Source organism: Actinoplanes missouriensis 431 (assembly GCF_000284295.1).
In the GTDB taxonomy this organism is placed as follows: domain Bacteria; phylum Actinomycetota; class Actinomycetes; order Mycobacteriales; family Micromonosporaceae; genus Actinoplanes; species Actinoplanes missouriensis.
The window spans coordinates 107,308-129,844 of record NC_017093.1 but is presented as its reverse complement, the minus strand read 5'-3'; the positions used below and the strand labels follow the sequence as shown (position 1 = coordinate 129,844).

General features: G+C 70.1%; 21 protein-coding genes and 1 pseudogene. 12 read left to right on the top strand and 10 right to left on the bottom strand.

The window, feature by feature from the left end; genetic code table 11:
• Nucleotides 1-8: 8 nt before the first annotated feature.
• Nucleotides 9-1,430, bottom strand: coding sequence for an adenylosuccinate lyase (gene purB / locus AMIS_RS00575; protein ID WP_014440235.1), 1,422 nt, complete (start codon nt 1,428-1,430; stop codon nt 9-11).
• A gap of 152 nt (nt 1,431-1,582) precedes the next feature.
• Between purB and AMIS_RS00570 the strand changes: the two genes are divergently transcribed.
• Nucleotides 1,583-2,035, top strand: a complete 453-nt coding sequence (locus AMIS_RS00570; RefSeq protein WP_014440234.1) for an SCP2 sterol-binding domain-containing protein — start codon at nt 1,583-1,585, stop codon at nt 2,033-2,035.
• Between the two features lie 109 nt (nt 2,036-2,144).
• Nucleotides 2,145-2,660, top strand: coding sequence for a DUF3800 domain-containing protein (locus tag AMIS_RS00565; RefSeq protein WP_014440233.1), 516 nt, complete (start codon nt 2,145-2,147; stop codon nt 2,658-2,660).
• Between the two features lie 114 nt (nt 2,661-2,774).
• On the opposite strand, the gene purD is transcribed toward AMIS_RS00565, so the two are convergent.
• Nucleotides 2,775-4,016: a phosphoribosylamine--glycine ligase gene (purD, locus tag AMIS_RS00560; protein ID WP_014440232.1), complete on the bottom strand. Its 1,242-nt coding sequence runs from the start codon at nt 4,014-4,016 to the stop codon at nt 2,775-2,777.
• Nucleotides 4,017-4,108: 92 nt separating this feature from the next.
• Here purD and AMIS_RS00555 point away from each other — a divergent pair, with 92 nt between their 5' ends.
• The 3 genes and pseudogenes from AMIS_RS00555 to AMIS_RS00545 all read left to right on the top strand — a co-directional run.
• Nucleotides 4,109-5,398 carry an adenylosuccinate synthase gene (locus tag AMIS_RS00555; RefSeq protein WP_014440231.1) on the top strand — a complete coding sequence of 430 codons (1,290 nt, stop codon included), beginning with the start codon at nt 4,109-4,111 and terminating at the stop codon, nt 5,396-5,398.
• Nucleotide 5,399: 1 nt separating this feature from the next.
• Nucleotides 5,400-6,365 carry a diacylglycerol kinase family protein gene (locus AMIS_RS00550; protein WP_014440230.1) on the top strand — a complete coding sequence of 322 codons (966 nt, stop codon included), beginning with the start codon at nt 5,400-5,402 and terminating at the stop codon, nt 6,363-6,365.
• 66 nt (nt 6,366-6,431) lie between these two features.
• A pseudogene (locus tag AMIS_RS00545) lies at nt 6,432-7,610 on the top strand (MinD/ParA family ATP-binding protein); the annotation flags it as partial.
• Nucleotides 7,611-7,613: 3 nt separating this feature from the next.
• On the opposite strand, the gene AMIS_RS00540 reads toward AMIS_RS00545, so the two are convergent.
• Both AMIS_RS00540 and AMIS_RS00535 read right to left on the bottom strand, forming a co-directional pair.
• Nucleotides 7,614-8,036, bottom strand: a complete 423-nt coding sequence (locus tag AMIS_RS00540; protein WP_014440228.1) for a DUF3151 domain-containing protein — start codon at nt 8,034-8,036, stop codon at nt 7,614-7,616.
• A gap of 68 nt (nt 8,037-8,104) precedes the next feature.
• Complete coding sequence (locus tag AMIS_RS00535) at nt 8,105-9,097, bottom strand: ADP-ribosylglycohydrolase family protein (RefSeq protein WP_014440227.1); 993 nt, start codon at nt 9,095-9,097, stop codon at nt 8,105-8,107.
• A gap of 54 nt (nt 9,098-9,151) precedes the next feature.
• On the opposite strand from AMIS_RS00535, the gene AMIS_RS00530 reads away from it, so the two are divergent.
• Both AMIS_RS00530 and AMIS_RS00525 read left to right on the top strand, forming a co-directional pair.
• Nucleotides 9,152-10,339 (top strand): LOG family protein, encoded by a 1,188-nt coding sequence (locus AMIS_RS00530; RefSeq protein WP_041830380.1) that lies wholly within the window; start codon nt 9,152-9,154, stop codon nt 10,337-10,339.
• Nucleotides 10,340-10,367: 28 nt separating this feature from the next.
• Nucleotides 10,368-10,649, top strand: coding sequence for a hypothetical protein (locus AMIS_RS00525; RefSeq protein WP_041830379.1), 282 nt, complete (start codon nt 10,368-10,370; stop codon nt 10,647-10,649).
• 65 nt (nt 10,650-10,714) lie between these two features.
• Here AMIS_RS00525 and AMIS_RS00520 read toward each other — a convergent pair whose 3' ends face one another.
• Nucleotides 10,715-11,158, bottom strand: coding sequence for a hypothetical protein (locus AMIS_RS00520; RefSeq protein WP_231859195.1), 444 nt, complete (start codon nt 11,156-11,158; stop codon nt 10,715-10,717).
• Nucleotides 11,159-11,342: 184 nt separating this feature from the next.
• A complete protein-coding gene (gene fbaA, locus AMIS_RS00515) occupies nt 11,343-12,368 on the bottom strand; it encodes a class II fructose-bisphosphate aldolase (RefSeq protein WP_014440223.1) in 1,026 nt (341 codons plus the stop codon).
• Nucleotides 12,369-12,525: 157 nt separating this feature from the next.
• Between fbaA and AMIS_RS00510 the strand changes: the two genes are divergently transcribed.
• The 5 genes from AMIS_RS00510 to AMIS_RS00490 all read left to right on the top strand — a co-directional run bounded on the left by AMIS_RS00510 (nt 12,526) and on the right by AMIS_RS00490 (nt 19,590).
• The gene (locus AMIS_RS00510) at nt 12,526-14,079 is read left to right on the top strand and encodes a COG1361 family protein (RefSeq protein ID WP_014440222.1); all 1,554 of its coding nucleotides are present in this window, start codon (nt 12,526-12,528) and stop codon (nt 14,077-14,079) included.
• Between the two features lie 122 nt (nt 14,080-14,201).
• Entirely contained in the window at nt 14,202-14,387 is a 186-nt protein-coding gene (locus AMIS_RS00505) for a hypothetical protein (RefSeq protein ID WP_014440221.1), read from the top strand.
• A 55-nt stretch (nt 14,388-14,442) separates the two neighbouring features.
• On the top strand, nt 14,443-15,921 hold the full coding sequence (locus AMIS_RS00500; RefSeq protein ID WP_014440220.1) for a 3' terminal RNA ribose 2'-O-methyltransferase Hen1: 1,479 nt from the start codon (nt 14,443-14,445) through the stop codon (nt 15,919-15,921).
• Nucleotides 15,918-18,416, top strand: a complete 2,499-nt coding sequence (locus AMIS_RS00495; RefSeq protein ID WP_014440219.1) for a polynucleotide kinase-phosphatase — start codon at nt 15,918-15,920, stop codon at nt 18,414-18,416. The genes AMIS_RS00500 and AMIS_RS00495 overlap by 4 nt, the downstream gene beginning before the upstream one ends.
• 85 nt (nt 18,417-18,501) lie before the next feature.
• Entirely contained in the window at nt 18,502-19,590 is a 1,089-nt protein-coding gene (locus AMIS_RS00490) for a DedA family protein (protein WP_014440218.1), read from the top strand.
• A 59-nt stretch (nt 19,591-19,649) separates the two neighbouring features.
• Here the strand turns inward: AMIS_RS00490 and AMIS_RS00485 are convergent, their stop codons facing one another.
• From AMIS_RS00485 to AMIS_RS40160, 4 genes are all read right to left on the bottom strand, one after another.
• The gene (locus tag AMIS_RS00485; RefSeq protein ID WP_014440217.1) at nt 19,650-20,324 is read right to left on the bottom strand and encodes a class II aldolase/adducin family protein; all 675 of its coding nucleotides are present in this window, start codon (nt 20,322-20,324) and stop codon (nt 19,650-19,652) included.
• Between the two features lie 70 nt (nt 20,325-20,394).
• Nucleotides 20,395-20,772: an ArsR/SmtB family transcription factor gene (locus AMIS_RS00480; protein WP_014440216.1), complete on the bottom strand. Its 378-nt coding sequence runs from the start codon at nt 20,770-20,772 to the stop codon at nt 20,395-20,397.
• A 57-nt stretch (nt 20,773-20,829) separates the two neighbouring features.
• A complete protein-coding gene (locus AMIS_RS42200) occupies nt 20,830-21,234 on the bottom strand; it encodes a hypothetical protein (RefSeq protein WP_157434699.1) in 405 nt (134 codons plus the stop codon).
• Nucleotides 21,235-21,627: 393 nt separating this feature from the next.
• Nucleotides 21,628-22,443 carry a hypothetical protein gene (locus tag AMIS_RS40160; RefSeq protein WP_014440214.1) on the bottom strand — a complete coding sequence of 272 codons (816 nt, stop codon included), beginning with the start codon at nt 22,441-22,443 and terminating at the stop codon, nt 21,628-21,630.
• Nucleotides 22,444-22,537: the final 94 nt, after the last annotated feature.

Genomic DNA, 22,537 nt, shown 5'->3' with positions numbered 1-22,537 from the left:
CCATGTGTCTAGAGAATCGGGGCGGGGGCGTACCCGGCGGCCGACGGGTTCTTCGCCACGATCTCGGCCACCCGCGCCGCGACCGCCTGCACCTGGGCCGGCGCCGCGCCCACGAAGGCCGCCCGGTCCGCCACCAGGGTGTCGATCTCGGCACGCGAGAGCTGCAGCCGGCCGTCGTCGGCGAGCCGGTCGAAGAGGTCGTTGACCGCCACGCCCTTCTCCCGCATGGCCAGCGCCACGGCGACCGCGTGCTCCTTGATCACCTCGTGCGCGACCTCCCGGCCGACGCCCTTGCGCACCGCCGCGACCAGGATCTTCGTGGTGGCCAGGAACGGCAGGAACCGGTCCAGCTCACGAGCGATCACCGCGGGGTACGCCCCGAACTCGTCGAGCACCGTGAGGAACGTCTGGAACAGCCCGTCGGTGGCGAAGAACGCGTCCGGCAGCGCGACCCGGCGCACCACCGAACAGGAGACGTCACCCTCGTTCCACTGGTCACCGGCGAGCTCGCCGACCATCGACAGGTAACCGCGGACGATCACCGCGAGCCCGTTGACCCGCTCCGACGACCGGGTGTTCATCTTGTGCGGCATCGCCGAGGAGCCGACCTGGCCGGGCTTGAAGCCCTCGGTCACCAGCTCCTGGCCGACCATCAGGCGGATCGTGGTGGCCAGCGACGACGGGCCGGCGACGATCTGGGCGAGCGCCGAGACCACGTCGAAGTCGAGCGAGCGCGGGTAGACCTGGCCGACGCTTGCGAGCACCCGGGCGAAGCCGAGGTGGCCGGCGACCCGCGACTCCAGCTCGGCGAGTTTCTCCGCCGCGCCGTCGAGCAGGTCCAGCTGGTCGGCCGCGGTGCCGACCGGGCCCTTGATGCCGCGCAGCGGGTACCGGCCGATCAGGTCGTCCACACGCTCGTACGCGATGAGCAGCTCCTCGGCCGCCGAGGCGAACCGCTTGCCGAGCGTGGTGGCCTGCGCCGCCACGTTGTGCGACCGGCCGGTCATCACCAGGTCGGAGTGCTCCACCGCGAGGGCGGCGAGCCGGGCCAGCGTCGCGACCACCCGGTCGCGGATCAGCTCGAGCGACGCCCGGATCTGCAGCTGTTCGACGTTCTCGGTGAGGTCGCGGGAGGTCATCCCCTTGTGAATCTGCTCGAAGCCGGCCAGCTCGCTGAACTCCTCGATGCGGGCCTTCACGTCGTGCCGGGTGACCCGCTCGCGCTCGGCGATGGAGGCCAGGTCGACCCGGTCCAGCACCGCCTCGTACGCCTCGACGGCGCCCTCGGGCACCGAGACGCCGAGGTCGCGCTGGGCCTTCAGGACGGCGAGCCAGAGCCGCCGCTCCATCCGGATCTTCTCCTCCGGGGACCAGAGCGCGACGAGGTCGGCGGAAGCATAACGGGCGGCAAGCACGTTCGGGATGGTCACGACGCCGATTCTTTCACGGCCGCCCCGGCGGTCACCCCTGGCTGCGCCGCACCCGGCGAGGCCGGGTTCTCGACTGGCACACTGCACAAGGCCGAGCAACCTCGCTAAGGTTACTGGCGAGTAGGTAGACGATCATCCCGAAAGGTCCACTGATGACTGATTTCAGCCCCGAGTCGCTCTCGTCGATCGGCCCCAAGGAGTTCTCCCAGCTCGTCAAGTCCACTCCGGACTCGAAGATCGCTGAGGTGATGTCGTCCGACGTACGCCCGAAGATCCTCGACGAGGTCTTCAACCGGATGCCCACCCTGTTCCGCGCCGACCGGGCCGGCACCACCTCGGCCGTCATCCACTGGATCATCACGGGCGGCGCGAACGGCGCGAGCGACACCTACGAGACCGTGATCGAGAACGGCGCCTGCACCGTCACCAACCAGCCGGTCCGCGAGCCGAAGCTGGCCATGACCATGGACGCGGTCACGTTCCTGAAGACCGTCTCCGGCGACGGCAACCCGATGATGCTGTTCATGACCGGCAAGATCAAGGCAAAGGGCGACCTGTCGCTGGCCGCCAGCATCGCCAAGCTCTTCGACATCCCCAAGGCCTGACCTTCGTACGCGAGTGGGGTTCCGTCGCCAGCGCCGGCCGAACCCCACCGCGCCCGAATCACCCGTCAGGGCCACGACGAGCCCGGCCACCCGGGGATAGCCTTCCGCTGTGCTCCTGGCCTACGTCGACGAGTCCTACAGCGCCGACTGGTACTACATGGCGGCGATGCTCTGCGACGGCCCCGGCGCCCAGGCCCTCACCGCCGCCCTCGACGCAGCCGTGATCAAGGCCGTCAAAAGCTTCGGTGTTCCCGAGGAAGCCGAACTTCATGGATATGAGCTGTTCAACGGCAGCGGGTGGTGGACCGGCGTGCCCGTCCGCGCGCGAGCCGACCTGCACGGCTATCTGAGGTACGGCACCCACGGGTACCGCGGCCGGAGGCTCACCCGCATCGTTGACACGATGCACTTCGCGCCGTCGTCGGCGTCCCGGCTGGTGCAGGCCATCGACCTGGTCGTCTTCCTCTACCGGCGGATCCAGACCCATACGGAGTCCGACAGCCGGGCCACCCGCGCCAACGCAGCTCTCTGGGACCGCATCGCACCGAAGATCAGTCACCAGCACTGCTGGTATCCGCAACCCGCGCCGGAACGCACGAAGGCCCCGCGCTCCGGCGGGGCCTAAGGCTGGGTCGGAAGCCGCAACTTCCTACTGACCAGGTTAATCCCGTCAACCAGAAACGCAATGAATCTGGCCGGGTCCGTCAGCCGGACGGGTGCGAGACGTCCAAACCGGCGGTCACGGGGTGATCTGGCCCTCGACCGCCTTCAGGGCGATGTCGCTCCGGTACTGGGCGCCCTCCATGCGTACCCGATCGACCAGGGCGTAGGCCGCCTCGCGGGCCGCGCGCAGGTCCTCGCCCGCGGCTGTCACGCTCAGCACCCGGCCGCCCGCCGAGACCAGCGCCCCGTCGGCGCGGCGGGCGGTGCCGGCGTGGATGACGCCGGGTGCCTCGGCGCCCTCGATCACGTCACCGGTACGCGGCGTGCCCGGGTAGTTGTGACTGGCCAGCACGACGGTGATCGCCGCGCCGGGCTTCCACGCCAGCGGCGGGTGCTCGGCCAGCCGGCCGGTGGCCGCCGCGTTGAGCAGACCGGCGAGCGGCGTGTCCAGCAGGGCCAGCACCACCTGGGTCTCCGGGTCGCCGAAGCGGGCGTTGAACTCGATCACCTTCGGGCCGGCCGGGGTGAGCGCGAGCCCGACGTAGAGCAGGCCGGAGAACGGGGCGCCCCGGCGGCGCATCTCGGCCAGGGTCGGCTCGACGGTCTCCCGGACGACCCGCTCGACCAGGTCGGCCGGTGCCCAGTCCAGCGGCGCGTAGGCGCCCATGCCGCCGGTGTTCGGGCCCTCGTCGCCGTCCTTCAGTCGCTTGAAGTCCTGCGCGGGCATCAGCGGCGCGACGGCGGTGCCGTCGGTGACCACGAAGAGCGAGACCTCGGGGCCGGGCAGGAACTCCTCGATGACGACCGTGCCGCACTCCTCGGCGTGGCGGAGAGCGTCATCGAGACTGGAGGTGACCACGACACCCTTGCCTGCGGCCAGGCCGTCGTTCTTCACCACGTAGGGCGCGCCGAACTCCAGCAGAGCCTTCTTGATCTCGGGAAGCGAGTCACCGGCGAAGGACCGGGCGGTCGGCACACCGGCGGCGGCCATCACCTCGTTCGCGAACGCCTTGGACCCCTCCAGGCGCGCGGCGGCGGCGGACGGGCCGAACACCGCGATGCCCTTGGCCCGGACCGCGTCGGCGACGCCCGCCACCAGCGGGGCCTCCGGGCCGACCACGACGAGGTCGGCGCTCAGCTCGACGGCGAGCGCGGCGACGGCGGCGGGGTCGGTGGCGTTCACCTCGTGCAGCTCGGCTATCCCGGCGATACCCGGGTTGCCCGGCGCGGCGGCCAGGAAGTCGACGGACGGGTCGGCGGCGAGCCCGACGGCAAGCGCGTGCTCGCGCCCACCGGAGCCGATCAGAAGTACGCGCACGACGGCCCATCCTACCGGTGTCACCGTCGCGTAAACTTCGGCAGTACCCGGGTCTCCTCCAGGTACAACCTTGAGGAAGGGCATCACTCAAAGTGCCGGTGATCGTGTTGGTCGGCGCCCAGTGGGGCGACGAGGGCAAGGGCAAAGCCACGGACCTGCTGGGCGACCGGCTGGACTACGTGGTCAAGTTCAACGGTGGCAACAACGCGGGCCACACCGTCGTCATCGACGGCGAGAAGTACGCGCTCCACCTCCTGCCGAGCGGAATTCTCTCCCCCGGCGTCGTACCTGTGATCGGCAACGGTGTCGTCGTCGACCTCAACGTGCTGTTCCAGGAGATCGACGGCCTGGAGGCCCGCGGCATCGACACGTCGCGCCTGCGGATCAGCGCGAACGCGCACGTCATCGCGTCCTACAACCGGTCGCTCGACAAGGTCAGCGAGCGGTTCCTCGGCGCGCGGCGGATCGGCACGACCGGCCGGGGCATCGGCCCGACCTACGCCGACAAGATGAACCGGGTCGGCATCCGGGTCCAGGACCTCTTCGACGAGTCGATCCTGCGGCAGAAGGTCGAGGCGGCGCTGGTCCTGAAGAACCAGGTGCTGTCCAAGATCTACAACCGCAGCGCGGTCAAGGTCGAGGACGTGGTCCAGGAGCTGCTGTCCTACGTCGACCGGCTCCGGCCCTACGTGGCGGACACCGCCCTGGAGCTGTCGAACGCGATCGACGACGGCAAGGTCGTGCTCTGCGAGGCCGGTCAGGCCACGCTGCTCGACGTCGACCACGGCACATACCCGTTCGTGACCAGCTCGAACGCGACAGCCGGCGGCGCCTGCACCGGTTCCGGCATCCCGCCGACCCGGATCGACCGGGTGGTGGCCGTGCTCAAGGCCTTCACCACCCGCGTCGGCGAGGGCCCGTTCCCGACCGAGCTGCACGACGAGGTCGGCGACTACCTGCGCAAGGTCGGCCATGAGTACGGGACGACCACCGGCCGTCCCCGCCGGATCGGCTGGCTGGACCTGGTGATCGGCCGGTACGCCCAGCGGATCAACGGCGTGACCGACTTCGCGATGACCAAGTTGGACAACTACGACGGGCTGGACGAGATCCCGGTCTGCGTGGCCTACGAGGTCAACGGCGTGCGGCACGACGAGATGCCCGTCAACCAGACCGATTTCCACCACGCCAAGCCGATCCTCGAGACGCTGCCCGGGTGGAAACAGGACATCTCCGGCTGCCGCACCTTCGACGAGCTGCCCAAGGAGGCGCAGGGCTTCGTCGAGTTCGTCGAGCAGCGGATCGGCGCGCGGATCTCGATCGTCGGCGTCGGCCCCGGTCGCGAGGCGGTCATCGAGCGGCACTCGGTCCTCGAGGCCTGACATGCTCGAGGTGATCCTCCTCAGCCTGGTCGAGAAGGCCGCGGGTGGCGACGGGTGCGGCGGGTGCGGTGACAGCTGCGGCGGTTCGGCGGCCGCCACGGTCTGCGCCCCGCGTACCCCGGTGTTGGCCTGTGCCGACGCCCTGCGCAGGGCGGGCGCCAAGGTCGAGACGGTCATGGCCGCTTCTGATCAGGAGATCGACGCGGTCCTGGCCCGCTTCGACGGCCCTGCCCGGCCGGACGGCCTGACCTGGCCGGATCCGGACACCACGCTGCGGCTGGTGGTGGCGAGCGCCACCGACGGCCAGCTGCGCGCCGTCGTGCGCCGGCTGGTCCGGCGGTACGCTCCGCCGCCCAGCAAGCGTCCCGCCGACCTGTCCATGGCCCGGACCGTGCCGGACCTGCCGCCGCTCGCCATCCTCCCGCTGGATCCGGGCAACACCGGCGACCTCGCCGGGCAGCTGGGTCTTCCGCGTACGCCGGAGGAGGTCGCCGCCGCCGTGCTGACCGGCCCGGTCCGCCGGCTCGACCTGCTGCGCAACGACGGCGGCTCGGTCACGCTGGACGGCGCGCTGCTCGGCGGCGCCGACGACAACGGCCGGGCCGTCCCGTGGCGTGGCCGGGTCGAGGTCGACGACGCCCTGCTCACCAACGGGGAGGAGCCGGTGCTGGCCTGCGCGGTTGGCAACGCGGGTGGTTACGCCGAGTTCGACGGCTTCCGCCTGCTGACCGACGGCGACCCCACCGACGGCCGGGTCGAGGTGGCGGTCGCCGTGCCCATCGTGGTGAAGAAACGATTCAAGGGCACGTCCGTACGCATCGAGGTTCGTCGCGCTCGCGGACGGGCCGTCTCGGTCCTTCCTCGCGAGGGTGACCTGCAGTTTCTCGATGACGGGGTGGCGGGATCGACCAGTCGCAAGCGATCCTGGTGGACCGAACCGGGTGCCTGGGCGGTGTACGCGGGCTGATCTCTGTGCGACGCTGACCGGACATTCAGTGAAGATTGGCGAATGTCTGTACGGGAGGTCGCATCCGTGGAGGACGAGCTCACCGAGAGGGCTCCTCAGGCCCGGGACGTCGAACCGTTCTGGACCGGGGAGCCCGATCCCTCGGCGCAGGAGGTGCAGCCCGGGGTGTCCCGGCCGGGCGTGCCCGCCCAGCGTCCCCCAGCAGCGGCCTCACCGTGGTCCCAGCCGTTGCAGCGGCCGGTCCCGGCGGTGCCGACCGGCGAGCCGTCCGGAGTGGAGGACCCGTTCCCGGAGCTGGGTGACGGCGACGGCGAGACCCCGACGGCCGACGAGTTCGCCCGTCGCCGGCTCGCCCGGCCGGCCCGGCAGACCGCCTCGATGGGCGCGCGGGCGCTGCTCCAGAAAGGCACGCTCGGCCTGGTCAAGCTGCCACCGGGCAAGCGCGAGCTGGAGTACAAACAGGACGTCGAGACGGTCCGGCGCAACTTCGGCGGCCTGCGGCAGGTGACCGTGGTCAATCCGAAGGGCGGCGCCGGCAAGACGGTCGCGGTGCTGCTGCTCGCCATGACGTTCGGCCAGAAGCGCGGCGGTTACGTGCTGGCCTGGGACAACAACGAGACCCAGGGCACCCTCGGGATGCGCGCGCAGCAGGACTTCCACTCCCGCACGGTCCGCGACATGATGCGCGACCTGCACCTCTTCCAGGGCGCGCAGGGCCGGGTCGGCGACCTTTCGCAGTACGTCCGCTCGCAGGGCGAGGGGATGTTCGACGTGCTCGCCTCGGACGAGTCGGCGACCGCCGGGGAGATGCTGACCGCCGGGGCGTTCGCCGAGATCCGAGACGTGGTGAGCCGGTTCTACAAGCTGATCTTCGTGGACACCGGGAACAACGTCCGGGCGGAGAACTGGCAGGCAGCGATGGACGCCACCGATCAGCTGGTGATCACCATGTCGGCCCGCAACGACTCGGCCGAGACCGCCGCCCGGATGCTCGACCATCTGGAGCAGAGCGGCCGGCGGCGCCTGGTCCGCCAGGCGGTGACCGTGGTGACCATGCCGCCGACCCGCAAGGACATCGACCTTCCGGCGATCCAGCAGCACTTCGCGGCGCGAACCCGCTCGGTGCTGCTGGCGCCGTACGAGAAGTTGATCGACTCGGGTGAGCCGTTGCGCTACAGCGCGCTCTCCACGAACACCCGGGACGCCTGGCTCAAGATCGCCGCGGCCGTCGCCGAGGGCCTGTGACGATCAGGTGAGGGCGTCGGCGGCGGCGGGGTCGCTGTCCCGGAGGAACTGGGCGCAGCGGGCCGCCTCGTCGGCCTCGCCGATCGCGGCGGCGGCCAGCGAGAGAGCGTGCAGGCAGCGGAGGAAACCCTGGTTCGCCTCGTGCGCCCACGGCACCGGGCCGTGACCCTTCCAGCCGTTGCGGCGCAGGGCATCCAGGCCGCGGTGGTAACCGGTGCGGGCGAAGGCGTACGCGGTCACCGGGTCGCCCTTGTCCAGCGCCTCGGAGGCCAGCGGCGCCCAGGCGGCGCTGTAAGCGGGGTACTTGGCGGCGACCGCCTTGTGCGCCTCGGCGGTGCCTGCCGCAGCGGCGGCGGCGATGGCCTGGTCGGCCTCCGCGTCGGCGGGCAGGAGCGTGGCCGGAGGCTCGGGAAGGAGGTTCTGCATGACCTCATTCAACCCGTCCCGCGGGGGTTAATTCCGCTACGACAGGCGATTCGGAGATGAATCGCTGATCAATCCCACGCTTTGCCGAGGCGGAACAGTCTGTCCGCGTACTCGATCTGGGTCTGCCACTCGGCCGGCCAGGCGCCCAGGCCGAGCGAGGCACCGGCGAACGCGCCCGCCAGGCAGGCGATCGAGTCGGAGTCGCCGGACGAGGCCGCACCGCGGCCGAGGACCGCGACCGGGTCGTCCGGGGAGATCAGATAGACGTAGAGCGCGGTCGCCAGCGCCTCCTCGGCGATCCATCCTGCGCCTGTCACGAGGCACGGGTCGCCGTCGTGCACGCCGCTCGCCAGCGCGGCCTCCACCCGGTCCAGCGCGGCCGCGCACTCGTCCCACCCGCGGGCGATGAACTCCTCCGGAGAGGTCACCGTCGGTCGCTGCCACAGCTCGCCGAGCCAGTCCCCGTGATAGATCTCACGCTGCTCCTCGCAGCGCTCCCGCAGGGCGGCGAGCAGCCGGTTGGGCGCCAGGCCGTCTTTCAACCACAAGCAGGCGTACGCGGTGAGCTCACTCGCCGCGAGGCCGGTCGGGTGACCGTGCGTGAGTGCTGCCTGAAGCTGGGCGGCGCCGGACCGCTGCGCGTCGCTCAGCCCCGGGACCAGGCCGATCGGGGTGACCCGCATGTTCGCGCCGCAGCCCTTGGAATCGGCCTGGGTCGCCTTCGTCCAGGGCCGCCCGTCGGCGAGCGCCGCGCACGCCCGCAGGCAGGTCATGCCGGGGGCGCGGTCGTTCTCCGGGCTGGCCGCCCACTCCAGGAACCGGCGGCGCAGGACCGGCTCGAACGTCGCCGGTGTGAGCGCACCACGCACCTCGAGCAGCGCCTCACCGACCGCCAGCGCCATCTGGGTGTCGTCGGTGACGAGCGCCGGTTCGCCCTCGAGCTGCCGTGGGCCGGCCGGGCCGTACCTCGCCACGATGTCCGCGTACTTCTGGAACTCGGTCGGCTTGCCGAGTGAATCCCCGTAGGCCAACCCGAAGAGCGATCCCGACGCAGCACGCATGGGACAACTCTAGGTAGTCCGTCAATGTGGTGGGAATCGCGGAAGATGGACGACATGCCCGATCCCCTCCAACCCGTCCTGGGTGGCGACGAACCGTTCGACGCGACCGAGTTCGAGGTCGAGTCCCGCGCCGAACTCGACGCCCTCCTCCCCAAGCGCAGCCTCGCCGGCCTGGTCGTCCTCGGCCTGCGACTGGACCGCGACCCGCCGGACCTGTCCGGCGTCGACGTCCACGACACGCTCTTCGTCGGCTGCGAGTTCTCCGGACCCGACGTCGAGACCGACCTGATCCGCCGGGGCGCACACGTGGTGCCGCCGCTCGACGGCCTGCCCTACCCGACCCACCCGGCCGTCCTCTACACGCCCGAGGACCTCTCCGCCGGCTTCACCGAGTCCGGCTTCGCCGGGATGTACGACACGCTCGTCTGGGACCACTTCGGCCGGCACGGCGGCGCGGTGCCGGACATCCGGGAGGCGCTCGCGCAGCGGCTCCACGACGCCGGCATCGACAACGCGCTGGGCAAGGCGCTGGCGGCTTGGGCGGCGGTGCACGGTCACCGCGGCGCCATCGGCATCATGGGCGGGCACGCGGCGCCGCGCGGGTCCGACGCGTACCGGATGGCAGCCTCCCTGGCACAGCGGCTGGCCGGCGACGGGCGGCTGATCGTGACCGGTGGCGGGCCGGGCGTGATGGAGGCGGCCAACCTCGGCGCGTACTTCGCGTCCCGTACCGGATCGGAACTCGCCGCCGCGATCGACACGCTCTCCGCGGCGCCGCACTTCCTCGACCACGACCCGTACACGGCTGCGGCGCTGGCGGTGCGCGCGGCGTACCCGCTGCCCGCACTCGATCTGGCCGGCCGCCTCCAGCACGGCGGGCTGGCCCTGCCCACCTGGCTCTACGGTCACGAGCCGGCCAATCTGTTCGCCGGGCAGATCGGGAAGTACTTCTCCAACGCCGTACGGGAAGACTCGATCCTGCGCCTGGCCCGCGGCGGCATCGTCTTCGCACCGGGCTGGGCCGGCACCGTCCAGGAGATCTTCCAGGCCGCGACGAAGACGTTCTACGCCACTGACGGGCCGTCCGGGGCGTACGTGTTCCTCGGCGTCGAGCACTGGTCCGCGCTGCCGGTGGTGGAGCTGCTGCGGCCGCTGCTGGCCCGTTCGCCGCACGGCGACCAGTCCGGCCTGATCGTTGTCACCGACTCGCTGGACGAGGCCGCGGCGGCGCTGGGCGGGTGACCTGGCGGGCATGCCGCACACTGCGGACATGGTGAGCTTCGTGGTCGTCTTCATCGCCCTCGTGGCGCTCGTCGTCGCCGGCATCGTGATCACCGCGTCGGTGCTGATCTTCCGGGCCGCGCGGCGCGGGCGCGATTACGGTCCGGCGCGGCACACCCGGTCACGGAGCGGCGGGTCGTCGCACTCGAGCGGCGGCTCGTCGGACTCCGGCGGCTGGTGGGACTCCTCGGATTCCGGCGGCGGCTGGGGCTCCTCCGACTCCGGCGGTGGAGGCGGCGACAGCGGCGGTGGGGGTGGCGGCGGCGACTGAAGCCTGGCCGCTGAGGGCGCGCTGGTGCGGCCTTGGGGCGCGGCCGGGCCGGCGGACGGGGCGATTCAGGCGACGTGCACGCGGCGCCAATGCACGGCCGGCAGGTCGGCCTCCGGCACGTCGGTGAGACCGTTCTCGTCCATCGCGTTGTAGACCGCCAGCCGCGCCCCGTCGAACAGGAACTCGACGGCATGCAGGACCCGGGGCCGCCAGTCCGCCGACGTCGTCCGCTCGATGATGTTGACGGCTCGGAGCGGGCGGCCGCGGGCCTTGCGCAGCGCGGCGTGCGGGTCGGAGCGCCAGTCGAAGTGTTCATACCAGTCGATCGACCGGGCCATGTCGATCTGATCCCAGGTGATCGCGCACTCGTCGAACTTACGGTGCGTGATCTCCACATGACTGAGGCCGAAGTCCAGGATCACCGGGCCGTCCGCGAACCAGCCGCGCTGGGCCACGTCCCACATGAGCCAGCTTGATCGCAGTTTGCGCCCGATGAGCCGCACAAACATGTGTCGATGAGTGGCGGCGAGGGCTTCGGCATCGTGATGCCATTCGGGTTTCCAGCCTTCGATGCCGAGCACGATCACCGTCCCGCCGATCTTGAACGTCTGATCGTACCCATGTCGCTGTGTAACCACGCAAGACAACAGCGGCCGGTCCCCGCGTACGGGGACCGGCCGCTGCCGGATCGAATTACTTCGCGAGAGTGGTTCCGCTCGAGCGGAGGTGCTCGCAGGCCTCGACGACGCGCTTGGCCAGACCGTTCTCGGCCAGCTTGCCCCAGGCGCGCGGGTCGTACGCCTTCTTGTTGCCGACCTCGCCGTCCACCTTCAGCACACCGTCGTAGTTGTGCATGATGTGGTCGACGACCGGGCGGGTGAACGCGTACTGCGTGTCGGTGTCGATGTTCATCTTCACCACGCCGTAGTCCAGCGCGCCGTGGATCTCGGAGAGCAGCGAGCCCGAGCCACCGTGGAAGACCAGGTCGAGCGGCTTCTCCTTGCCGTACTTCGCGCCGATCGCGTCCTGGATCTCCTTGAGGATCTCCGGGCGGAGCTTGACGTTGCCCGGCTTGTAGACGCCGTGCACGTTGCCGAAGGTCAGAGCCGTCAGGTAGCGGCCCTTCTCACCCAGGCCGAGCGCGGCGGCGGTGGCCAGGCCGTCCTCGACGGTGGAGTACAGCTTGTCGTCGATCGCGGCGGAGACGCCGTCCTCCTCGCCACCGACGACGCCGACCTCGATCTCGAGGATGATCTTCGCAGCGGCGGACGCGGCGAGCAGCTCCTCGGCGATCTGCAGGTTCTCGTCCAGCGGCACGGCCGAGCCGTCCCACATGTGCGACTGGAACAGCGGGGCCAGGCCCTTGTTGACGCGCTCCTGGGAGATCGCGATCAGCGGACGGACGTACTTGTCCAGCTTGTCCTTGGGGCAGTGGTCGGTGTGCAGCGCGATGTTGATCGGGTAGTTCTTGGCGACCTCGGTGGCGTACTCGGCCAGCGCGACCGCGCCCGTGATCATGTTCTTGATCGTCGGGCCGGAGGCGTACTCCGCGCCACCGGTGGAGATCTGGACGATGCCGTCGCTGCCGGCCTCCGCGAAGCCCTGCAGGGCCGCGTTGAGGGTCTGCGAGGACGTCACGTTGATCGCCGGGTATGCGAACGCGCCAGCCTTGGCACGATCGATCATCTCGGCGTAGACCTCGGGGGAAGCGATAGGCATCGGGCGCTCCTTGCTCTTGGAACGGGAAGCAGAGGGCAGGACCGCGCTGTCCTCCAGCAGGCAGTATTCCGCAGTTGCGGTGCGTAGCGGAAATCGCCCCGAAACTCGGACCGCTATTCCGGCATATCCGGGATAAGCGACGAATAACCTTCATGTCATGTCCGCATTTGCCGGGCGGATCGCGACCACTGCGTCCGCGGTCCTGCTCGCCGTCGGTTGCTGTCCGTTTCCGGCCATCGCCGCCGCGACCGGGGCCACCATCGCCCCCCGCTTCCAGCAACTCACCCTCGCACCGGGCGGAGAGGGACAGGAGGCGCTGCTCTGGGCGGCGGTCGACATGGGCGACACGTCCGGCGTCCAGGTCGTCGACTACACCGTCGACTACTCCGGGATCGCGTCGTTCGCCGAGGTCGAGCTGACCGAGGCGGTTCAGAGCGTCGGGCTCGGCAGCCTGTCCACCGCGGGTGACCCGGTGAGCGTCACGTCCAGCGCGGCGCCGTCCGACGAGGGCTGCACGGCCAGCGGATCCACGTTCGTGTGCAGCGTCCAGGTCTACCTGCAGGGCACCGCGCCGCTGTTCGGCCTCGGCTACTTCGGGGTCAAGCCGCAGGCGGACGCCGAAGCCGGCGACGCCGGCGTCATCAAGGTCACCGCGTCGGTCGGCGACGGCGCGGAGAGCACGAGCGAGTCCCCGGTACGCGTCGGCGAGGGCATCAACCTCGAAGCGCTGGAGGGCGACGCGGTCGAGTCGACTCCCGGCGAGACCGCCGAGCTGACCGGGCGGATCAGCAACGCCGGCAGCACCGTGGCCGACGGGATCAGCATGTTCCTCGGCGTGAGCCCGGACGTGCTGACCGGCACGAGGTACAGCAACTGCGAATACGGCAACGCGGTCATCTGCACCTTCGACACCACCCTTCAACCGGGTACGACCTACGAACTCGCCGAACCGTTCGGGCTCGGCATACCCGACGACGCGATCGACGGCAGCAAGCTGGAGAGCGAGTTCTCCTGGACCTCGTCGACCGAGTGGGACGACCTCGTCGCGTCCTGGCCGGACGAGCTGCTCGACGAGATCTTCGGCGACCGGCAGCCCGGCGACGGCGGCGAGCTGGCCCTGACCCAGGTCGCCTCGGCGGCCGGCACGCCGCAGGTCGACCTGGACTACACCAACAACACCGCCGCGGTGACCGTGGCGGTCGCCGGCGGGGCGATCGCTGACTTCGCCGCGGTCGGCGACAAGGTCACGGCGGCGGCCGGGAGCGCGACGGACATTCAGGTCGGCATGGTCAACAACGGACCCGGGCGTCTCTATCCGGATCTCTTCGAGAACAACCACGTGATCTTCGACGTTCAGCTGCCGCCGCACACGTACGTGGACGGCAGCGGCGAGGCCGTCTGCTACGGCAAGGACACGAACCGGTTCGCCTGCGCGACGGTGGAGTCACTCGAACCGAGCGGCCGCGAGGTCTACGACTTCGTCGTCCAGGTGGAGAAGAAACCCGGCAAGAAGGGCTCGGTGCAGGTCCAGGAGCTTTCCGACAGCGGGGAGAGCGACAACGACACGGCGTCGATCACGATCGACGTCGCGGGCGGCGACGACCTGCCGATCACCGGGCCGGGCGGCCTGCTGACCGGCGGTTTGCTCCTGCTCGGCGTGGGCACGATCGTCCGCTTCATGTCCCGCCGTCGCTCCGGCCCGGTCGGCTGAAGCGCGAGGATCCGGCGACACGTGCCGGTTTGCGCGGCATCTTCACCGGGGAAGCCGCACCATAGGAGACGGGGCGGGGCGCCGCCTCGCCACGAGGCGGCGACGAGCGAAGGGAGCCGGCCATGACGCACCCGATCGAGCACCTCGACCTGGAGACCCCTGAGGTGGACGCGGCGGAGCAGGCGGTGGCCGCCGTCCCGAGCTGGCAGGACGACGAGTGGGAGGACATCCCGGTGGTCGCCGACGCCAACGAGTGGGACGCTCAGGAGCAGGGCCGGACCGTGGCGTTCGACGACGACTACCGCTGAGCTCCGGCGGCGATTTTCGTTCGACCGGGTGGACGGCCACTGAGACGATCAACGGGTGCTGCTCACCCTGACGACCACTCACCGGCCCGCGACCGACCTCGGATACCTGCTGGTCAAGCCCCTCGAGAAGGTTCATTCCTTCGACGTGCCCACCGGTACGGCGTATGTCATGTACCCCGAGGCGACCGAGGACAGGTGCACCGCGGCGCTGCTGCTGGACGTCGACCCCCGGCTGCTGCGGGCCCAGCGGGACGCCTTCGAGCTGAGTCAGTACGTCAACGATCGGCCGTACGCGGCCTCCAGCCTGTTGGCCAGCGCCCTCGCCAAGGTGTTCCGCAGCGCCCTGCGCGGCGCGTCGAAGGACCGGCCGGAGCTGGCCGCCACGCCGATCCCGCTCGAGATCCACGTGCCGGTGCTGCGCGGCACCACCGACCTGGTGACCCGCCTTTTCGCCCCGCTCGGCTGGACGGTGACGGCCAACCCGATCCCGTTCGAGCCGGAGATTGGTGCGGTTTTGTTTCGGTCTTCCCCGGCGGGGCAGCCCAGTGGCGACAGCCGATACGTCGACCTGCATCTCTCCGGTGAGCTCCGGCTCGCCGACGCCCTCAACCACCTGTACGTACTGCTGCCGGTGCTCGACGACGGCAAGCACTACTGGGTCGCCCCGGACGAGATCGAGAAACTGCTGCGATCCGGCGAGGGCTGGCTCGCCGGCCACCCGGAGAAGGTGCTGATCGCCCGCCGATACCTGGCGCACCGCAAGTCCCTGGCGACCACCGCGCTGCAGCTGCTCGACGCGGGCGAGGAGCCGGCCATCGAGGAGGAGGCCGAGCTGCCGGTGCCGCGCCGGGCGCCGCTCGCCGAGCACCGGCGCGACGCCGTCCTCGCCGCGCTGACCGAGGTGGCCGCCACCCGGGTGCTCGACCTCGGGTGCGGCGGAGGCGCGCTGCTCACCGCGCTGATGAAGCAGCGCTCGATCACCGAGATCGTCGGTGCGGACGTGTCCAGCCGGGCGCTGGAGCAGGCGGCCCGGCGGCTGCGGCTGGACCGGCTCCCGGAGCGGCAGCAGGGCCGGGTCAAGCTGATCCAGACCGCGCTCACCTACCGCGACGACCGGCTGCGCGGCTTCGACGCGGCGGTACTGATGGAGGTGATCGAACATGTCGACCTCCCCCGGCTGCCGGCCCTGGAGACCGCCGTCTTCGGGCACGCGCGGCCCGAAGCGGTGATCGTGACCACGCCGAACGCCGAGTACAACGTGCACTACGAAGGGCTGACCGGGATGCGCCACTCGGACCACCGCTTCGAGTGGACCCGTGCCGAGTTCGCCGACTGGGCCGGCCGGGTCGCCGCCGAGCACGGCTACACGGTGACCATCCGCGGCGTCGGCGACGACCACGAGGTCACCGGCGCACCGACCCAGCTCGCCCTCTTCACGAAGGCCGAAGTCACGAAGACCGACGCCACGAAGACCGACGCCACGAAGACCGAAATCACCAGCACCGACTTCACCAGCACCGAGGTGTCCGCATGATCATCGACGTTCCCGACCTCGCCCTCGTCGCACTGGTCGGCATCTCCGGTTCCGGCAAGTCGACGTTCGCCCGCAAGCACTGGAAATCCACCCAGGTGCTCTCCTCGGACTTCTTCCGCGGCCTGGTCGCCGACGACGAGAACGACCAGTCGGCGTCCGCGGACGCCTTCGAGGTGCTGCACTACGTGGCCGGCAAGCGTCTCGCGGCCGGCCGGCTCACCGTCGTCGACGCCACCAACCTGCAGTCGCATGCCCGGGCCGGGCTGGTCAAGGTCGCCCGGGAGCACGACGTGCTGCCGGTGGCGATCGTGCTGGACGTGCCGGAGTCCCTGGCCTGGGAGCGCACGCAGGCCCGCGCGGACCGCACGTTCGGCCGCCAGGTGCTCACCCGGATGCACCGTGACCTGCGACGCTCACTCAACCAGCTGAGCCGCGAGGGCTTCCGCAAGATCCACGTGCTGCGCGGCGTCGACGAGATCGCCGACACCGAGATCCGGTACGAGAAGCTCTTCAACGACCGCCGTGACGAGCACGGGCCGTTCGACATCGTCGGCGACGTGCACGGCTGCCGCGCCGAACTGGAGCTGCTGCTCGGCAAGCTGGGCTGGACCGTGATCCGCGACGACCAGGGCCGCCCGGTGGACGCCGTGCACCCCGAGCCGGGTCGCAAGGCCGTCTTCGTCGGCGACCTGGTCGACCGCGGGCCGGACTCCCCGGGCGTGCTGCGCCTGGTGATGGGCATGGTCGCGGCCGGTCATGCGATCTGCGTGCCGGGAAACCACGAGCAGAAACTGGCCCGCAAGCTCAACGGCCGCAACGTGCAGCTCACCCACGGCCTGCCGGAGACGCTGGAGCAGCTCGCCGCCGAGCCGGACGAGTTCGTCGCCGAGGTGAAAGCCTTCATCGAGGGCCTGGTCAGCCACTACGTGCTCGACGACGGCAAGCTCGTGGTCGCGCACGCCGGCCTGAAGGAGGCGTACCACGGGCGGGCGTCCGGCCGGGTGCGCAGCTTCGCGCTCTACGGCGAGACCACCGGCGAGACCGACGAGTACGGCCTGCCGGTCCGTTACCCCTGGGCGAAGGAATACCGTGGCTCGGCCGCCGTCGTCTACGGTCACGTGCCGACGCCCGTGCCCGAGTGGATCAACAACACGATCTGCCTGGACACCGGCTGCGTCTTCGGCGGCTCGCTGACCGCGCTGCGCTGGCCGTCGCGCGAGCTGGTCGCGGTCCCCGCCGCGAAGGAGTACTACGCGCCGGTGCGCCCCCTGGTCGCTGTCGCGACAAAACCCGATGGTGGTCTGGACATCGCGGACGTGACGGGCCGTCGTCACATCGATTACGGGTACGGGCGAACCACCGTCCCCGCCGAGAACGCCGCAGCCGCCCTGGAGGTGATGGGCCGGTTCGCCGTCGACCCGGAGACCCTGGTGTGGCTGCCGCCGACGATGGCGCCCTGCTCCAGCTCGACCGTGGACGGATACCTCGAGCACCCGTCGTCGGCCTTCGCCGATCTGCGGGCCGCCGGGGTGAGCCGGGTGGTCTGCGAGGAGAAGCACATGGGCTCGCGGGCCGTGGTGCGGGTCTCGGCCGCCGGCGCCGGGGACGCCATCTGGACGCGTACCGGACGGCCGTTCTTCGGTCCGGAGCTGGACGAGCCTCTTCTCGCCCGGGTCCGCGCCGCGGCGGCGCCGCTCTTCGCCGAGCTGGAGACCGACTGGCTGCTGCTCGACGCCGAGCTGCTGCCGTGGTCGGCGAAGGCCGGCTCGCTGATCCGGGACCACTACGCCGGTGTGGGCGCGGCCGGACGGTCCGCCCTGCCCGCGGCGCTGGCCGTGCTCGACCGGACCGCGGCCCGAGGGCTGGACGTGGCGGCGCTGCGGGACCGGCTCGAACTGCGCGCGACGGAGATCGATGGTTACTCGGCGGCGTACCGGTCCTACGTGAAACCCACGGACGGCCTCACCGGTGTCACTCTCGCGCCGTTCGCCGTGCTGGCGGGCGCCGGTCAGGCGTACCGGGGGAAGGACCATGACTGGCACCTGGCGCTGGCGGACCGCCTGGTCGCGGCAGACCCGGAGCTGTTCACACCCACCCGGCGGATGACCGTCGACCTGGACGACCCGGCGGCGGAGGCCGCCGCGACCGACTGGTGGCTCTCGCTGACCGCCGCGGGTGGCGAGGGCATGGTGGTCAAACCGTGGGCGGGGCTGGGCGCGACGGACGCGTCGGGCCGGCTCGTGCAGCCGGGCGTGAAGTGCCGCGGCCGGGAGTACCTGCGGATCATTTACGGTCCCGAGTACACCCGCCCGGAACAGCTGGAGCGGCTGCGCGGGCGGAACCTGGGCCGCAAACGGGCGCTCGCGCTGCGGGAGCACGGCCTCGGTCTGGCCGCGTTGGATCGACTGGCCGAGGGCGCGCCGGCATGGCGTGTGCACGAACTCGTGTTCGCCATCCTGGCGGCCGAGTCCGAGCCGGTCGACCCGCGGTTGTGACCACCGGGTGACTTTCTGACGAGCAAACGGTATCCACAGGATTCATACAGGTACCGGCTTGAGCAGGCCGGTACCCTGGCTCCTCGTGGACATCCATGCGCTCACCGAGCAGCTTGCTCTGAACCCGATGGACCCGAAGGATCTGCTGTCGACCTTCGGGCTGCCCGGCGTTCTGGCCATCCTCTTCGCGGAGACCGGCCTGCTGGTCGGCTTCTTCTTCCCGGGGGACTCCCTGCTGTTCCTGGCGGGCGTCGCGGCCTCCTCGGTGGCAGATTCGATCTTCGGCAGCGGCGCGAAGCTGCCGATCGCCGGGCTGCTGATCGGCGCGCCGATCTGCGCCATCATCGGCGCCCAGCTGGGGCACTGGCTGGGCGCCCGATACGGCCGTCGGATGTTCGACAAGCCCGACTCGAAACTCTTCAAGAAGGAGTACGTCGAGAAGGCGGAGTACTACTTCGAGAAGTTCGGCCCGGCCAAGGCCGTGGTGCTCGCCCGGTTCATCCCGGTCGTCCGGACGTTCCTCAACCCGGTCGCCGGCACCCTCGGCATGCCCGCCCGCCAGTTCTTCGTGTGGAACGTGGTCGGCGCGATCCTCTGGACCGACGGCATCATCCTGATCGGTTACCTGCTGGCCCAGCAGATCTACGACGCCATCGGTGACAAGATCGACCACTACATCCTGCCGGTGGTCGTGCTGATCGTCCTGATCTCGGTGCTGCCGATCCTGATCGAGATCCTCCGCGAGCGGAAGCACAAGAAGAACGCTCCCGCCGACGGCCCCGGCCCGGCCGAGGCGTTCGGCGTGGTCGCCGTGGCCACCGTCGCCGGCGCCGCGGACGCCGCCCACGAGGAGATCCACCCGCACCACCAGCAGCAGCCCTACGGCGGCCAGACCTACGGCCAGCCGCAGACTTACGGTGAGTCCCCGGCCTACGGTCAGCCCCAGACGCACGGTCAGCCCTCGCACGGTCAGGCCACGCACGGTCAGCCCCAGAGCTACGGCCACTCCCAGAGCTACGGCCAGCCGCAGTACGGCGAGCAGGACCGTTACGACGAGCCCACCGGGCAGTACGGCGGCCAGCAGTACCCGCCGCCGTCCTCGGGAGCGGTCTACGGCACGCCCGCCTCCGGCGAGGACCCCTATGGGCAGCAGAACCAGAACTGGCCACGCTGATCCGGTCCACGACAAACGGCCCGGCACACCGCGAGGGGTGCCGGGCCGTTTCGCGTTTCTCAGACCGTGACGGCGGTGGAGCCGTGCAGCCGGTCCAGGAACTCTTCCGGACAGTCCCGGAGGTTCTCCAGCCGGCCCGCCGTCAGGGCCCGGTAGGTCAGAGAGGCCGCTTCCTCCAGGTTGCGAGCCCGTTTGTGCGCCAGTTCGACGGAGTCGCCCATCACGACGCAGCCGTGCTGGCTGAGCACCAGGCAGTCGGTGCCGTCAGCCGCCATCGCCGCGGTCAGCGACGCCAGCTCGGTGCTGCCCGGCAGCCGGAACGGAACCGTCGACACCCGCCGCAGGTAGAACGCGTGGTCGGTGGTGACGATCCGGATGTGCTCGCCGAGGGCGTCCAGCAGCAGGGCCGTCTGCGGGTGCAGGTGGATCACCGCGTTGACGTCCGGGCGGGCACGGTAGAGAGCGAGATGCAGAGCCAGCTCGCTCGTCGGCTCGATCCTCGGCGGCGGCGTGGTGCCGACCATGGCCGGCTCGCCGTCGGAGATGCGGACCGGCGCGAAGGTGTTGCGGCTCAGACGGTCGAGCCAGGAGCCACTCGCGGTGACCCAGAGGGCGTCCTCATCGGGGATGCGGGCGGACAGGTTGCCGCCCGACCCGCACACAAGGCCCGCCTGCACCACGTCGTAACCCACGTGTGCGAGCTGGTCACGCAGGTCGCCGGGAACGTAGTTCACCCGTTCCTCCTGAACCTCGGCCTGGCGTCACGCCCCCATGTTTCAGTGACGCCAGGCGTTTCCCAACGGATCAGCGGGCCTTCTTGGTGGCCCGCTTGCGCGGCGGGGTGAGCAGGTCCGCAATCGTCGCGATCGCCGTCGGCACCAGGCGGTAGTACGCCCAGACACCGCGCTTCTCGCGCTCCAGCAGACCAGCCTCCGTCAGAATCCGGAGGTGGTGGCTCACGGTCGGCTGCGAGAGGCCCAGAGGGGCCGTCAGGTCGCAGACGCACGCTTCGCCATCAGTCGCGGACTGAATGAGGCTCAGCAGCCGCAGCCGGGCCGGGTCGGCGAGCGCCTTCAGCACTCCCGCCAGGCGCTCGGCGTCAGCGCGTTCAATCGGCTCGCCAGCAAGCGGCGAGATCTGAGGCATAGTCATTTCCGCCAACGCAGTTCCCACGATCTCCATCCTTCCACCAACTGCATCGATTCTCCTGCATGTGTGCAGGGACGAACCGGCTAACTTTCAGGCCGTAAGGCCGAGATCGATCGCCGGGACGGCCGACCGGCCGAGAGAGCCGGCAAACCGCACCGCTCCCGCATCCGCTCGTCCAAAACCTGCGACACCGACTTCGGTCTCTGCCTCCTGCAACGCCTCAGCCGCCATCTGGTCGCGACCGATCCGTGTCGAGCTCTCGATCCCCGTCTCCGGAGTGAGGCGGCCCACATTGTCAATTCGTCGATTGTTTCGGCTCACCGATCTCGGACGATGACCCGCAACAGAACGCATCGAGACCATCACGCGGCACTGCGCGATCTTTTGGACGCCACTCTCCGAACCCAACAGCTCACGACCCGATGAAAGCACGACGCCACGCTGCGCGACGGCTAATTCAGTGATGAATTTACCCAGGTCGTGCCGTGCTTCCATGACATCGAGCGTACTGGCTGGACTAAAACCGGAATCTTTCGCCCCGCCGGGGCGGAACGGAACTATTGACCCAGGGCATTGCCAGCCTCTGTAAAGAAGGTTTACCAATCGCCCATGGGACGTCAGCCTTTCCCCCGACCATAGATGCAGCTCAAAGCAGGTAACGTCGCCACGGTACCTCTACGCACCTCAGGATCACCTGGTGGATGGGCTGTGAGACTCCTGTGAGAGCCGGAAATCACGTTTGTCCGTCCAGGCGAAAACACCCACCGTCCGGACGACCAACATCTATCCGGACAGCCGATCGGGTGACGCTCGCAGAAACCGTCTGTACCCGTTCGAGTGACCCACAGTCGTCGATACCCGACCGGATTGCGTTTGTTACCGGCGAGTTCACTCGGAAGGTCGTGACCAGAACTCGTCTTCCGGACGGGGCGCCGGCTTCTGCGCCGCAGGGTGAACCACGTTCTGATCCGCATCGGACGGAGATTGATCCGAAGGGGAGTATTGATCCGCCGATTGTGGCGCGGCCCACGGAGAAGTTGTGACGGGCGACTCACTCGGCGGGTATACGGGTAGCATCGCGTACCCGAAACCGGCCGGCGGCATCCCACCCGGCGGGGGCACCGCGGCAGCGCCGCCGCCGTTGAAAAAGGCACGCGGAGCAAGGAGCAGAAGAAAACCCACCATCAGGTACGCGATCACCTGCGCGACCGCCACGGCGGCGTTCAGACCGATCCAGCCCGCGGGATAGGCCTCGTTCAACGCCTCGCCGAGCGAACCCGTCAACGCGTCACCGGACTGCTGGGTGCCGATCGCCGCCACCGACCCGCACCCGCCGAGCACGCCGAGCGCACAGGCGGTGAGCGTCACGCCCCAGGCCACCCGGCTGCCCCGGCGCAGGCCGAGACCGAGCACCACGAAGAGCGCCACGATCAGGAGGGCGACCACCGCGCCGACCGCCGAGTCCAGCCAGATCACGGCGATGAAGTTCTCCGCGACCTCGGAGCCCGACGTGGCGTCCCGGAACCGGCCGACGGTTCCGGGCGTGACAGCCACCATCCCCGCCGCATAGACGAACCCGGCGACCGCCATGGTCCAGAGCAGAGCGACAGCGGTCGTCACGGCGGCCGGCCGGCGGGGCCCCGGTGGCGCGCCGGGCATGCTCTGCGGGGGCGCGGCAACGGGCGGCTGGGCGGCATACGACATCGATGATCTCCCGCAGTGGATCGGCTGGCCAAAACCTACCCGCTGCAGCGCGCACACGTGGCCGGACCGCCCACCCCGCACGGAACACGCAGCG

Excerpts from the sequence above, each read along its gene's own strand:
- AMIS_RS00535 (WP_014440227.1), bottom strand. The coding sequence starts at position 9,097 with ATGCGTGCTGCGTCGGGATCGCTCTTCGGGTTGGCCTACGGGGATTCA.
- AMIS_RS00510 (WP_014440222.1), top strand. The coding sequence starts at position 12,526 with ATGTCCGCATTTGCCGGGCGGATCGCGACCACTGCGTCCGCGGTCCTG.
- AMIS_RS42200 (WP_157434699.1), bottom strand. The coding sequence starts at position 21,234 with ATGGAAGCACGGCACGACCTGGGTAAATTCATCACTGAATTAGCCGTC.
- AMIS_RS00505 (WP_014440221.1), top strand. The coding sequence starts at position 14,202 with ATGACGCACCCGATCGAGCACCTCGACCTGGAGACCCCTGAGGTGGAC.
- AMIS_RS40160 (WP_014440214.1), bottom strand. The coding sequence starts at position 22,443 with ATGTCGTATGCCGCCCAGCCGCCCGTTGCCGCGCCCCCGCAGAGCATG.
- AMIS_RS00540 (WP_014440228.1), bottom strand. The coding sequence starts at position 8,036 with ATGCAGAACCTCCTTCCCGAGCCTCCGGCCACGCTCCTGCCCGCCGAC.
- AMIS_RS00520 (WP_231859195.1), bottom strand. The coding sequence starts at position 11,158 with ATGTTTGTGCGGCTCATCGGGCGCAAACTGCGATCAAGCTGGCTCATG.
- AMIS_RS00530 (WP_041830380.1), top strand. The coding sequence starts at position 9,152 with ATGCCCGATCCCCTCCAACCCGTCCTGGGTGGCGACGAACCGTTCGAC.
- AMIS_RS00480 (WP_014440216.1), bottom strand. The coding sequence starts at position 20,772 with ATGGAGATCGTGGGAACTGCGTTGGCGGAAATGACTATGCCTCAGATC.
- AMIS_RS00570 (WP_014440234.1), top strand. The coding sequence starts at position 1,583 with ATGACTGATTTCAGCCCCGAGTCGCTCTCGTCGATCGGCCCCAAGGAG.
- AMIS_RS00550 (WP_014440230.1), top strand. The coding sequence starts at position 5,400 with ATGCTCGAGGTGATCCTCCTCAGCCTGGTCGAGAAGGCCGCGGGTGGC.
- AMIS_RS00495 (WP_014440219.1), top strand. The coding sequence starts at position 15,918 with ATGATCATCGACGTTCCCGACCTCGCCCTCGTCGCACTGGTCGGCATC.
- fbaA (WP_014440223.1), bottom strand. The coding sequence starts at position 12,368 with ATGCCTATCGCTTCCCCCGAGGTCTACGCCGAGATGATCGATCGTGCC.
- AMIS_RS00525 (WP_041830379.1), top strand. The coding sequence starts at position 10,368 with ATGGTGAGCTTCGTGGTCGTCTTCATCGCCCTCGTGGCGCTCGTCGTC.